We start from the raw sequence: 14,175 nt of genomic DNA, 5'->3' as shown, positions 1-14,175 counted from the left end.
GGGCGGCGGCAGGGCCGTGCCGGGCAGGCGGCGCCGCGCCGCGGTGGCGCTGGCCGCGGCGCTGCTGAGCGCCGCGGTCGCCACGGTGGCGGGCGCGGTAAGCGACGGCGAAGGATTGCAGGCCAGCAACGCCGCGCTGGGCTACCCGCGTTTCAAGGGCGACGCGCGGCCGCTGCCGGACAGCGGCGTCGCCTTCGCGCCGGGCGGCCATCTGCAGCGGGTGTTCGCCGCCGACCTGGCGGCCGGCGCCGGCACCGCGCCGGGCAAGGATTTCTGGATCGACCGCATGCTCGCGCGCAGCGGCACCGGCGGCGGATTCGACGACAGCAACAACTGGCTGTTCAGCCGCGGCCGCGCCGCCTACATGTACACGCACGAGCCGCAGCAGCCGGGCTTCGTCGGCGACGTCGCCTACGTGCACAAGACCGGCCACGATGCGCTGTTCCGGTTGCAGGCGGAGATCGACGGCAAGCCGCTGCAACTGGTCGAGGACAGCGCGCAGCGGCGGCAGACGCCGAGCTACTTCAGCAGCGTCTATGCCGACCCAGGCGCCGGCGTGCGGCTGCGCCTGGTCAAGTTCATCAGCGAGCAGAACGTGGCGGTGGCGCAGGCCACGCTGTCCAGCAGCGACGGCAAGGCGCGCACGCTGGTGCTGCGCGCGACCTCGCCGATGGCCACGCATGCCGACGGCGCCGAACTGACCGGCGCGTTCGCTACCCATAATGCGATCACCACCGTGTTCCCGCGCCTGTCCGGCGACGGCTTCGCGGTCGACGGCGGTTCCATCGCGCGTCGCGTGGCGCTGCCGGCGAACGGCGAGGCGGCCGCGCTGAAGGTGCAACTGGGACTGGTCACCCGCGAGCTGCCCACCTCGCTGCAGGCGTACCGGCGCATCGCCGCGCAATCGCCGCAGCAGGCGTACACCGAGCACGTGGTCGCCTACAACCGCTGGTGGGCCGACACCCTGCCGTACCTGGACACGCCCGAGGACAACATCGACAAGACGTTGTTCTACCGCTGGTGGCTGCTGCGCTTCAATTTCCTCGACGCCGCGGTGCCCGGCAACGACTACCAGTTCCCGGTGGCGATCGAAGGCGTGCTCGGCTACGACAACGCGATCGTGCTGACCACCGGCATGTTCATCGACGACCTCAAGTACCTGCGCGATCCCAGCTATGCCTACGGCTCGTGGCTGGGCGCGGGCGAAACCGCCGGCGGCGGCAAGTACGTGGACAATCCCGGCGCGCCGGAGAACTGGTCCAATTCCTATGCCCAGTACCTCAGCGCCGCCGCGTGGCGCGCCTACCAGCTGCACGGCGGGCCGCCGTCGGTGGCGGCGCAGCTGGCGCGCTACGCCAGCGCCGACGTGGACGCACTGCTGCGCGCCTACGACCGCAACGGCAACGGCCTGATCGAGTACGACTGGGCGGCGATGACCGGCAACGACGCCGACGCGGTGTCCTTCGACTGGGCCAAGCGGCACGGCCAGATCCGCATGGACCGCAGCGAGAGCGCCTACGTCTACGCCAATGCGCTGGCCGCCGCGCAGGCGGCGCAACTGTCCGGCGATACCGCGACCGCGGCGCGGATGCAGGCGCTGGCGGCGAAGATCCGCCGCGCCGTGCTCGACGTGCTGTGGCAGGACCGCAGCGCGGCCGCCGACGGCATGGGCCTGCACGGCGACCTGCTCAAGCAGCGCCAGGCCGACGGTGCGCGCTTGCCGGTGGACTGGAAGGAGACCAACAACTACTACCCGTTCAGCGTCGGCCTGATGCCGAAGCGGGGCGAGGCCGATGACGACCCGAAGTACGTGCGCGCGCTGCGCCTGTTCGCCGACGCACGGCAGTATCCGATCTTCCCGTTCTACACCGCCAACCAGGCCGACCAGCAGGCGCGCGGCGCCGGCGGTAGCAACAACTTCTCGGTGATCAACTCCACCGTGGCGTTCCGCCTGCTCGGCAGCGCATTGCGCGACTATCCCAGCCCGTACCTGGACGCGGCCAGCTACCGCAAGCTGCTGTACTGGAACGCCTGGGCGCACTACATCGACGGCGACAACCGCTACCCGGACCAGAACGAGTTCTGGGCGCAGGGCAGCGCCGCCGATGGCGGCCATATCGGCTACCGCTCGTGGATCCACCACACCCAGCTCGGCGCGACCAACTTCACCGTGATCGAGGACGCGATGGGCCTGCGCCCGCGCAGCGACGCCAGGATCGAGCTGTATCCGATCGACATCGGCTGGGATCACTTCGCCGCCGACGGCCTGCGTTACCGCGACCGCGACCTGAGCATCGTCTGGGACCGCGACGGTCGCCACTACGGCGGTGCGGTACCCAAGGGCTATTCGGTGTACCTGGACGGGAGGCTGGCGTTCACCGTCGATCGCCTGGCGCATGTGCTCTACGATCCGGCCAGCGGCCAGGTGCAGGCGCTGCCGGATGCGGTCAATGCGGATGCCGCGCAGGTGCGGGTGCTCGCCTCTCACGCACGCGCACTGCAGACGCCGGCGCAGGTGCGCTTCGCTGCCGATGCGCGCATCGCCGCCGTGCTGGCCGATGCCGGCGTGGACACCACGCTGCCGGCAACCGCGCGCAACCTCGCGCAAGGCGCGGCGGTGAGCGCCAGCTACGCCGCCGATGGCTTCGCGGCGGCCGCGGCGGTGGACGGCAGCACCGCCAACGAACCGTTCTGGGGCACCGTGGGGTCGCCGTCGCACAGCGACTGGATCGAACTCGACCTGGGCCGGCCGCAGACGCTGGACGACGTGCGCCTGTACTTCTACCGCAGCTCCTCGCCGCCCGGCGAGCAACACGGCTTTCCCTCCGGCACCCGCGCCGGCTACGCGCCGCCGTGGCTGTACGTGCTGCAGTACTTCGACGGCCATGCCTGGAAAGCGGTGCCCGGCCAGGTGCGCGATGCGTCGATCGCGCAGGGCAACCGCAACCGCGTGCGCTTCCCGCCGTTGCGCGTGCAGCGGCTGCGCGTGCTGGTGACCCACGCCGGTGCGTTGCGCACCGGGATCAAGGAGATCCAGGCCTATGCCAGCGGCGCCGCGCCGCCGGTGGCCAGGCCCAACCAGGCGCCGCAGGTCGAGGCCTGGCAGCAGGACGGCGCCGGTGGCGGCGCGCTGCGCCTTGTCGGCCTGGTCGGCGACGACGCGCTGCCGCACGGCACGCTGGCGCTGCACTGGCGCGTGTTGCAGGCGGCGCCCGGCGGCGCGGCGATCTTCGACGATCCACAGGCGGCGAGCACCGGCGTGCGCTTCACCGCGCCCGGCGCCTATATCTTGCGGCTGCAGGCCGACGACGGCGCGCTGCAGGGCCATGCCGACGTAGCGGTGGTCGCCGCGCCGGTGCCGGCCGGGCAGGGCCTGCAGGTGCAGGGCGAGGCCGAGGCCAGCGCGCAGTTCACCGCCGGCCACCACCGGCTGCAGGCGCTCAACGACGGCGTGCTGCCCGAGCCTGGCCAGATGCCGTCGGCGGACCGCCGCTGGGGCAGCTGGGGCCGCGCGCAGCCGGCCTCGGTGTGGGTGCAGTACCAGTGGCGGCAAGCGCAGCGTGTGAACGGCGCCGCGCTGTACTTCTGGGACGACCAGCCCGAGGGCGGGGTGGCGCCACCGCGCACGTGGACGCTGCAGTACCGCGACGGCGACCAGTGGCGCGACATCGCGGTGCGCGGCGGCTATCCGGTCGCCGGCGGTGGCGCGCCGAGCCGCGTCGCGTTCGCGCCGGTGACCACCACCGCGTTGCGTGCGGTGCTGGACACCGCCGCGCAGGGCGGCGGCCACGCCGCGGTCGGCATCGACGAATGGCAGGTATTCGCCGAGCGCGCCAACGGCACCGAGCCGGTCGACGTGCGCGTGGCGCCCGGCGAGACGCCGGCGCTGCCGCAGCGCATCGCCGGCTATTTTGCCGACGGCAGTTGGGCCTGGCTGGGCGTGCGCTGGCCGCAGCTCGAGCCCGCGTCCCTGGCCGGGGAAGGCCGCGTGCAGGTGCAGGGCCTGGCCGACGGCGGCGTGCCGGTCGCCGCCAGCGTATGGGTGCGCGCCAGCGTTCCGGGCCAGATCAACACGGTGCAGGCGCCGCCGCCGCTGCACGTGCGCGCCGGACAGGTGCCGGCGCTGCCGGAGTACGTCAGCGTGCAGTACAACGACGGCTCGCGCGAACGCGTGCCGGTGCAATGGCCGCCGTTGGCGCCGGCTGCGTATGCCGCGCCGGGCAGCACCAGCATCGTCGGTACGGCACAAGGGCGCGGCGGCAGCGGACAGCTGCCGGTGCGCCTGCAGATCGTGGTCGATGCGGCGGTGGCGCCATGAGCCTGCGCCGCGTTGCGTTCGGCCACGCATGGGCCTTGCTGGCTGCCTGCGTGGCGTGCGCCGCCAGCGCGCAGGCCACGCCGTTGCAGGCGCGCAGCGTGCACGCCGCCGGCAATCCGATCCTGGCCGACGGCCGCGATTATTCCGCCGATCCGGCGCCGCTGGTCGCCGACGGCACGCTGTACATCATCGCCGGCCGCGACGAGGCGCCACCGGACGTCAACGACTTCGTGATGCGGCGCTGGCAGCTGCTGGCCACCGACGACGTCGGCAGCGGCCGCTGGACCCACTACCCGTCGCTGCTGCGCCCGGAGCAGGTGTTCGCCTGGGCCGCCGCGGGCCGCGCCTATGCCGCGCAGATCGTGCAGGGGCCGGACCGGCGCTACTACCTGTACGCGCCGGTGGAGGAGAAGGGCTCGCGCCACGCCGATCCGTTCGCGATCGGCGTGGCGGTCGCCGACAGCCCGCTGGGGCCGTGGCGCGACGCGCATCCGCAAGGGCCGATCCTGTCGCAGTCGCTGCCGGTCAGGAACACCATCCAGAACATCGACCCGACCGTGCTGGTCGACGACGACGGCCGCGTGTACCTGTACTGGGGCACCTTCGGCAAGCTGTTCGGCATCGAGCTGGAACGCGACATGGTCACGCCCAAGGGCGCAGCGGTGGCGGTCGCCACGCTGGACGGCTACTTCGAGGCGCCGTGGCTGTTCAAGCGCAACGGCAGCTACTACCTGGCCTATGCCGGCAACCGTGCCGGGCCGGAGTCGGACTGCACGCCGACGCTGTACCACGCCTGCATCGCCTACGGCAGCGCGCCGTCGCCGCTGGGGCCGTGGACCTACCGCGGGGTGATCCTGGCGCCGGTGTCCTCGACCACTTCGCATCCGGGTATCGTGCAGTTCAAGGGCCAGTGGTACCTGGTCTACCACACCGCCGACGCCAAGGGCGGCGGCCACTTCCGCCGCAGTGTGGCGATCGACCGGCTGGAGTGGGACGACAGCCGGCAGCCGGCGCGGATCCGCCCGGTGCTGGCCACGCGCAGGGCGCAGCCGCCGCTGCCGCCGCAACGCAACGTCGCCCGCTACGCCCATGCCAGCGCTTCCAATGGCCCGGACATCCCGCACCAGTACTGGATCGCCGCGCTCAACGACGGCGTGGTCAAGCGCAATCCGCTGCCGCCGCAGATGTGGGGCAGCTGGAGCGCGCACAATCCGCCGCAGCAGTGGATCCAGTACAGCTGGGCGCAGCCGGTGACGCTGGACCGCAGCCGCATCGTGTTCTGGGCCGACCATCCGCGCGGCGCGACTGCAGGCGTGGCGCCGCCGGCGCGCTGGCATCTCGAATACCGCAAGGACGGGCAGTGGCTGCCGTTGGCGCAGGCCGTGCGCGGTGCGGTCGCCGGCCGCGCGCAGACGCTGCGCTTCGCGCCGGTGAGTACGCGCTGCGTGCGCGCGGTGTTCGATGCGTCCGGCGCCGATGGCCAGTACGCCGCACTCGCGGTGCAGGAGTGGGAACTGTGGGCCACGCGCGCGCAGCGTCTGGCCCCGGCCGACGCTGCGGCGGCGCGGCAGTGCGACGATCGTTGAACGGGAGAGGAATGGCAATGCAGAAGGATCGGCCGCACCGCGGCGGACGGCGCGCCTGGCTGCAGCACGCGCGGCGGCATGCCGCGGCAGCGCTGCTGCTGGCGCTGGCGCCATGCGCGCTGGCGGCGCCGGCTGCGGACGACTACCAGCGCGCGCAGGCGCTGAGCCGCCGCTACGAGGCGCTGGTCGATCGCGAGCCGTCGCAGCCGGTGTGGCTGGACGCGGGGCGCTTCCTGTACCGCCGCGCGCTGGCGCGCGCCGGCGCCGCGCCGGCGATCGAATACCGGATGGGGACCGTGGACGGCGGCGGCGACGCACTGGCCTTCGACCATGCGCGGCTGGCGGCGGCGCTGTCGGCAACCGGCGGGCCGCCGGCCGATGCGGCGGCGCTGCAGCTGTCGGAGATCAAGCTGGGCCCGCACCAGCTCGACTTCGAGCGCGATCGCGTGCGCTGGCGCTGCGTGTTGCCGGACTACCGCTGCACGCGCAGCGAGATGGGCGCGCGCGAGCCCGATTCCTACGACATGAGCATCCCGCTGAAACAGGGCCCGGCACATGCGCAGGCCTCGCCGGACGGCAAGTGGCGGGCCTGGGTCGACGCCGGCAACGTGGTGGTCGCCGCGGCCGCCGGCGGCGCGCCGTTCGCGCTCAGCGACGACGGCAGCGCGGCCGGGTACTACGCGGTGGACAGCTTCGCCTGGTCGCCGGACTCGACCCGGCTGGTCGCCTACCGGGTGACCCCGGCGCCGCCGCGCACGGTGTACTACATCGAGTCGGCGCCCTCCGACCAACTGCAGCCGAAGCTGCACCAGCAGGCCTACGCCAAGCCCGGCGATCCGCTGCCGGTACTGCGGCCGGTGCTGTTCGACGTGGCTTCGCGCCGCGCGCAGGCGGTGCCGGCGACGCTGTTCCCGAATGCCTTCACCCTGGGCTGGCCGCAGTGGCGCAGCGACGGCAGCGGCTTCACCTTCGAGTACAACGAACGCGGCCACCAGCGCTACCGGGTCATCGAGGCGGACGGACGCAGCGCGCAGGCGCGCACGCTGATCGAGGAAACCTCGCCGACCTTCATCGAGTACAGCGCGCTCAGCGGCGACGGCGGCAAGTACTACCGGCACGACTTCGCCGATGGCGTGCGCACCCTGTGGGCCTCCGAGCGCGACGGCTGGGAGCATCTGTACCTGTACGACACGCGCGGTGGCGCCGCGCCACGCCAGGTCACCCGCGGCGAGTGGGTGGTGCGCAAGGTCGATCGCGTCGACGAGGCCGCGCAACAGGTGTACTTCACCGCCTCCGGCATGCTGCCGGGCGAGGACCCGTACTACCGGCATGCCTATCGCATCGGCCTTGACGGCCGCGGCCTGACCGCGCTGACGCCGGCGCCGGCCGACCACCAGGTGGTCTATTCGCCCGACGGGCGCTGGCTGCTCGACTTGTATTCGCGGGTGGACCTGGGGCCGGTGCTGGAGCTGCGCCGCAGCGACGACGGCGCGCTGGTGCGGCAGGTCGCGCGCACCGACCTGTCGCGGCTTCTCGCCGCCGGCTGGGTGCCGCCGCTGCCGTTCCACGCGCCCGGCCGCGACGGCAAGACCGAGATCTGGGGCGTGATCCATCGGCCGCAGGGGCTGGATCCGCAGCGCAGTTACCGCGTGGTCGAGAACATCTATGCCGGCCCGCACGGCGCGTTCGTGCCCAAGCGCTTCAGCGCGCGCGTGCCGGCGTTGACTGCGCTCGGCTTCGCCGTGGCGCAGATCGACGGCATGGGCACCAACAACCGCTCGCGCGCGTTCCACGACGTGGCCTGGCGCAACCTCAAGGACGCCGGTTTTCCCGACCGCATCGCCTGGCACCGCGCCGCGGCCGCGCAATATCCGTGGTATGCGGCCGGGCAGGGCGTGGGCATCTACGGCACCTCCGCCGGCGGCCAGAGCGCGCTCGGCGCGTTGCTGTTCCATCCCGAGTTCTACGTCGCCGCGGTGGCCAATTCCGGCTGCCACGACAACCGCATGGACAAGATCTGGTGGAACGAGCAGTGGATGGGCTGGCCGGTCGGGCCGTGGTATGCCGCCTCGTCCAACGTCGACAACGCCTGGCGCCTGCAGGGGCATCTGCTGCTGGTGACCGGCGACATGGACCACAACGTCGATCCGGCCAGCACCTTCCAGGTCGCCGACCGCCTGATCAAGGCCGGCAAGGATTTCGACCTGCTGGTGGTGCCCGGCGGCGACCACGGCGCCGGCGGCGCGTACGGCCAGCGCCGCCTGCTGGATTTCTTCGTGCGCTGGCTGCAGCGGGCGCCGACTCCGGACTGGAACGGGCAACCGGTGGCGGCGGCGCCGGCGCCGAACGTGCGTTGAGCGCGGCGCGCGCCTGCATGCGGCAGCGCGCGCCGGTTGGCGGCTGCGGCATCCACTGCAACATATCGACACATTTCCACGTCAAAGACGATGTTTTTTCACAAGACGTTGCGCCTGCCGGCGTGAAACCCTGCAAGTGCGGTGCGCAGCGACGCGCAGCGCACAGCGCGCCGTGCGGGGATGCACGGCCTCCATCGATCGATGCCGTTCTCGCTGCCGCGCAGCGGGAGGTGGCGTCGTGCGGCCTGGAGTTTCGTGCAGGCCGGCCAACCGAGAGACAGTCCATGCGCCAGGTTCGCTTGCCTTCTTTCCACCCGATCTGCCGCGAGCGCCATCGCCGCGGACAACGGCGCGGCCTGCTGTGCGGCGCGATCGCCATGGCGCTGCTGGTGGCGCTGCCCGCCGCGGCGCAGGACACCGCCGTGCGCGACAAGGCCGCCGCCGCCGATGGCGGCGACAGCGCCGATGCCAAGACCCTGGACAGCGTCGTCGTCACCGGCTCGCGCATCCGCCGCAACGACGCGCTGGACGGCCCGACGCCGCTGACCGTGATCGGCGCCGAGCAGATCCGCGCCGCCGGCTATACCGAGATCGCCGACGTGGTCAACCAGCTGCCGAGCCTGGCGCTGACCCAGACCAGCCAGACCGGCAACCTGGCCGGCAACCCCGGCATCAACGCGCTGGACCTGCGCGGCATGGGCACGCAACGCACGCTGGTGCTGGTCGACGGCCGCCGCCAGGTGCCGGCGATTCCCGGCACCTCGGCGGTGGACGTCAGCAACATCCCCTCCAGCCTGGTCGAGCGCGTGGAAGTCATCACCGGCGGCGCCTCGGCGCTGTACGGCGCCGACGCGGTCACCGGCGTGGCCAATTTCATCCTGAAGAAGGACTTCCAGGGCCTGGACGCCAGCGCCCGTTACGGCGCGTCCAGTCGCGGCGACATGCGCAGCACCAGCATCGACGCGCTGTTTGGGCGCAACTTCGCCGACAACCGCGGCAACGTCACCGTGTACGGCTTCTACGAACGCCAGCCCGACTCGGTGTCCGGCCAGGACCGGCCATGGACCGCGATGGGCTATCCGATGTACACGCGCAACAACCGCAACCAGCGTTACTGGATCTCCGACAACAACCGCAACATCAACAATGCCCAAGACGCGCAGCTGATCCTGGGCGGGCGCCACTATGCGATGACCGCCGACGGGCGCCTGCGCGCGCCGGTGCTGGGGCCGGGCGGCTACGTCAATGCCGCGCCGCGCAGCCTGGACAATCCGGTCGACGCGCTGGGCAGCCTGCTCACCGACGGCGGCGAATACGGCGGGCGCTACGACTCGTGGTACCTGTCGGTGCCGTCGGACCGCTTCTCCAGCCGCGCCACCTTCAACTTCGATTTCAGCGACAGCCTGCGCCTGTTCGCCAACGTCGGCTATGCGCAGAACAGCTCGCGCTCGGCATGGCGCGCGCTGAGCGCGTTCGGCAGCGAGGCGGTGCCGGCGGACAGCCCGTTCATCACCGACGAGATGCGCGCGGCCAACGGCGGCGCGATCACCGACGGCGTCTACTTCGCCCGCCATTTCGACGCCGAATTGGGGCAGGGCGGCAGCGACTACCGGCGCCGGCTGATGCAGGGCGTGGTCGGCCTGGAGGGCGATTTCAGCCTGGGCGCGCGCGCCTGGAACTACGCGGCCTACTATTCCTACGGCCGCACCCGCCAGCGCAACCGCGACATCGACACGGTGGCCTACGACCGCTACTACCTGGCGGTCGATTCCACCACCGCCGCCGACGGCAGCGCGATCTGCCGCAGCACGCTCACCGACCCGGGCAACGGCTGCGTGCCGTTGAATCCGTTCAAGCGCCTGAGCCCCGAGGAGATCGCCTACCTGCGCTACGACACCGACTGGGCCACCACCACGCTGACCCAGCAGGTGCTGTCGGCCTATGCCTCCGGCGGCATCTTCGACCTGCCTGGCGGCGAGGCGCAGATCGTGTTCGGCGGCGAGTACCGCAAGGAGCGCAACGACATCGGCGCGATCGCCCAGTACGACCCGGCCAATCCCGCCTACGACGCCAGCCTCGGCACCACCCAGCTGCCATTGCGCGGCCAGTACGACGTCAAGGAGCTGTACAGCGAACTGCACCTGCCGTTGCTGGCCGGCAAGCCGTTCGCCGAGCGGCTGGGCATGGACGCGGCGGTGCGCGTGTCCGACTACAACACGGCCGGCCGCACCGTCACCAACAAGTTCGGCGTCGACTGGTCGCCGATCCGCGACATCACCCTGCGCGGCACCTACGGCAAGGCGGTGCGCGCGCCCAACATCGGCGAGCTGTACACCGCCAGCAGCATCGGCGGCATGTGGATCACCGATCCCTGCAATACCTACAACCTGCGCTACCGCACCGACCGCAGCCAGTACGCCGCGGCCAACTGCGCGCAGCTCGACCCGTCCGACAAGGACACCTACTGGCTGTACCGCGACATCGTCACCAAGGGCAACCTGGACCTGGGCAACGAGACCGCCAAGACCCGCACCGTCGGCGTGGTGCTGCGGCCGCGCTTCCTGGAAGACTTCTCGCTGTCGGTGGACTACTACAACATCGACCTGCGCGGCGCGATCGATTCGTTCCCGGCGCAGACCATCATCAACAAGTGCGTCGACGCGCCGACCCTGGACAACCAGTTCTGCTCCTTCGTCGACCGCGACGCCGGCGGCAACCTGCTCGAGGTGGTCACGCAGAAGCTGAACCTGTCGCGCTACCTGACCCGCGGCGTCGATTTCGCCGCGCAGTACCGCTACGACCTCGCCGGGCGCTGGGGCCAGAACGCCGGCGCGCTGTCGTTCGACCTGAACTACACGCGCCTGATCCGCCAGGACTACACCCTGGACCCGGATCAGCCGGACAACGTCGAGCGCTTCGCCGGGGTGTTCGGCTCGCCGCAGTGGAAGGGCGTGCTGCGCAGCACCTGGTCCAACGCGCATGCCGGCGCGACTTGGTCGCTGCGGCATATCGGCAAGATGCGCAACAGCACCCAGATCACCGACACCGAGTACCAGAAGGTCTGGACCGGCAACGTGTTCTACAGCGACGTGTCCGGCTACTACCGGCTCAAGTCGGGGCTTGAACTGTTCGGCGGCGTCACCAACGCGTTCGACCGCGCACCGCCGCGGGTGCCCGGCGCGGAGGCGGGCGGGGCCAATTTCGAACTCGGCTACCACGCCGGCGTGTACGACGTGATCGGGCGCATGTACTACGGCGGAATCCGCCTGGCGCTGTGAGCGGCGGGCGCGATTCGGCACAAATCCGCATGTCCGCACGGCCGTGGCGACAAGACGCGATGACGTATCGATGACACAGTGGCGACAACCCGTCCTGTTGTGGCCGCGGCCGGGCCTGCCTGCCGCCGCCACGTGCAAAGGAGCAAGCGCTATGCATTGCCGTGTTTTCCCGCCGCGTCCCGAGGCCGTCCAGCCCAGCGGTGCCCGATGAGCCCGGGTTCCGCTCACGTCCACACGGCGCAGTGCGCGCATGCCGCCGACGCCGATGCGGCGGCGCTGGATCCGTCGCGGCGCCGGTTCCTGCAATGGAGCGCGCTGGCGGTGGCCGCCGGCCTGCTGCGCTTCCCGCTGGAGGCGGCCGCATCCAGCGCCGGCCGCGTGCAGGCCTTGCCGCTGCGACAGGTCACGCTCAAGCCCTCGCTGTTCCTGGACTCGCTGCAGACCAACCGCCGCTACCTGCTGGAACTGGAGCCCGACCGCCTGCTGCACAACTTCCTGCAGTACGCCGGGCTGCCGCCCAAGGGCGAGGTCTACGGCGGCTGGGAAGGCGACACCATCGCCGGGCACACGCTGGGCCACTATCTCAGCGCGCTGGCCAAGATGCATGCGCAGACCCGCGATCCGGAACTGCGCAAGCGCATCGACTACATCGTCGCCGAACTGGCGCGCGCGCAGGCGCGCGACCCGGACGGCTACGTCGGCGGGCTCACCCGCAAGAACGACAAGGGCGCCATCGACAACGGCAAGGTGGTGTTCGAGGAGGTGCGCCGCGGCATCATCAAGGGCAGCAAGTTCAATCTCAACGGCAGCTGGTCGCCGCTGTACACGGTGCACAAGCTGTTCGCCGGCCTGCTCGATGCGCATGAGCTGGCCGGCAACGCGCAGGCGCTGCAGGTCCTGGTGCCGCTGGCCGGCTATCTTGGCGGGGTGTTCGACGCGCTCGACCATGCGCAGATGCAGAGCCTGCTGGACACCGAGTTCGGCGGCCTCAACGAGTCCTACATCGAACTGGGCGCGCGCACCGGCGATGCGCGCTGGATCGCGATCGGCAAGCGCCTGCGCCACGAGAAGGTGATCGACCCGGCGGTGGCCGGCCGCGACGAGTTGCCGCACATCCACGCCAATACCCAGGTGCCGAAGTTCATCGGCGAAGCGCGCCAGTTCGAGGTCGCCGGCGACGCCGACGCCGCGGCTGCGGCACGCTTCTTCTGGGAGACGGTGACCGGCCACTACAGCTACGTGATCGGCGGCAACGCCGACCGCGAATACTTCCAGGAACCGGACACCATCGCCGCATTCCTGACCGAGCAGACCTGCGAGCACTGCAACAGCTACAACATGCTCAAGCTGACCCGGCACCTGTACCAGTGGACGCCGCAGGCGCGCTATTTCGACTACTACGAGCGCACCCTGCACAACCACACCATGGCCGCGCAGCATCCGGCCACCGGCATGTTCACCTACATGACGCCGATGATCAGCGGCGGCGAGCGCGGCTTCTCGGACAAGTTCGATTCGTTCTGGTGCTGCGTCGGCAGCGGCATGGAGGCGCACGCGCAGTTCGGCGACTCGATCTACTGGCAGGACGCCAACGCGCTGTACGTGAACCTGTACATCCCCTCGACCCTGGACTGGCCCGAGCGCGACCTGGCGCTGGAACTGGACAGCGGCGTGCCCGACAACGGCAAGGTGCGGCTGCAGCTGCGCCGCGCCGGCGCGCGCACGCCGCGGCGCCTGCTGCTGCGGCTGCCGGCCTGGTGCCAGGGCCGCTACACCCTGCGCCTCAACGGCAAGCCGCAGCGCGCCACCGCCAGCGACGGCTACCTGGCGCTGGAGCGCGACTGGCGCAGCGGCGACGTGATCGAACTGGACCTGGCGATGCCGCTGCGCCTGGAACATGCCGCCGGCGACGCCGACACGGTGGTGGTGATGCGCGGCCCGCTGGCGCTGGCGGCCGACCTCGGCCCGGTCGCCACGCCCTACGATGCGCCCGACCCGGCGCTGGTGGCCGCGGCCGATCCGCTGGCCGGCTTCGCCGAACTACCGCAGCCCGGCCATTTTCTGGCCAGCGCCACGCAGCCGCCGGGGCTGACCTTCGTGCCGTTCTACGCGCAGTACGAACGCCGCAGCGCGCTGTACTTCAAGCGCATGGCGCCGGCGCAATGGGCGCAGGAAGCGGCGCGGCGCGCGCGCCAGCAGGCCGAGCGCGCGGCGCTGCAGGCCAGCGCGGTGGACACGATCCAGTTCGGCGACGAAGCCTCCGAGCAGGCGCACAAGTTGCGCAGCGACACCTCCTTCGGCGGCGCCTACCGCCGCCAGCAATGCCGCGACGTGCGCGGCAAGGGCTTCGTCGAGTTCCAGATGCGCGGCAGCGCGCAGCCGCTGGCGCTGCGCCTGCGCTTCTGGGGCAGCGACAAGGGCCGCTTCAACATCCTGGTCAACGGCAAGCTGGCGGTGGAAGTGCAGGTGGACCGCAGCCAGGTCATCGACTTCGTCGATCGCGATTATCCGCTGCCGCCAGAGCTGACCCGCGCTGCGGCGCAGCTGACCTTCCGCATCGAGCCGCAGCATGGCGATACCGCCGGGCCGCTGTTCGGCGGCTGGTTGATCCCGGCCGCGAGCGCGTGATCGCCGCC

The 14,175-nt window shown here is 71.3% G+C and carries 5 protein-coding genes; all 5 read left to right on the top strand.

Annotated features, from left to right (window positions below; genetic code table 11):
* The first annotated feature begins 85 nt into the window (after nucleotides 1–85).
* The 5 genes from OCJ37_RS12705 to OCJ37_RS12685 all read left to right on the top strand — a co-directional run bounded on the left by OCJ37_RS12705 (nucleotide 86) and on the right by OCJ37_RS12685 (nucleotide 14,167).
* Nucleotides 86–4,318: an Ig-like domain-containing protein gene (locus tag OCJ37_RS12705; protein ID WP_263113681.1), complete on the top strand. Its 4,233-nt coding sequence runs from the start codon at nucleotides 86–88 to the stop codon at nucleotides 4,316–4,318.
* A complete protein-coding gene (locus OCJ37_RS12700) occupies nucleotides 4,315–5,904 on the top strand; it encodes a family 43 glycosylhydrolase (RefSeq protein ID WP_263109819.1) in 1,590 nt (529 codons plus the stop codon). The genes OCJ37_RS12705 and OCJ37_RS12700 overlap by 4 nt, the downstream gene beginning before the upstream one ends.
* Before the next feature lie 17 nt (nucleotides 5,905–5,921).
* A complete protein-coding gene (locus OCJ37_RS12695) occupies nucleotides 5,922–8,261 on the top strand; it encodes a S9 family peptidase (protein ID WP_263109818.1) in 2,340 nt (779 codons plus the stop codon).
* A 299-nt stretch (nucleotides 8,262–8,560) separates the two neighbouring features.
* Nucleotides 8,561–11,539 carry a TonB-dependent receptor plug domain-containing protein gene (locus tag OCJ37_RS12690; RefSeq protein WP_263109817.1) on the top strand — a complete coding sequence of 993 codons (2,979 nt, stop codon included), beginning with the start codon at nucleotides 8,561–8,563 and terminating at the stop codon, nucleotides 11,537–11,539.
* A gap of 207 nt (nucleotides 11,540–11,746) precedes the next feature.
* Nucleotides 11,747–14,167 carry a glycoside hydrolase family 127 protein gene (locus tag OCJ37_RS12685; protein ID WP_263109815.1) on the top strand — a complete coding sequence of 807 codons (2,421 nt, stop codon included), beginning with the start codon at nucleotides 11,747–11,749 and terminating at the stop codon, nucleotides 14,165–14,167.
* The last annotated feature ends 8 nt before the right edge of the window (nucleotides 14,168–14,175 follow it).

Source organism: Xanthomonas sp. AM6 (assembly GCF_025665335.1).
Taxonomy (GTDB): domain Bacteria; phylum Pseudomonadota; class Gammaproteobacteria; order Xanthomonadales; family Xanthomonadaceae; genus Xanthomonas_A.
This window is presented reverse-complemented; position numbering and strand designations above follow the sequence as displayed.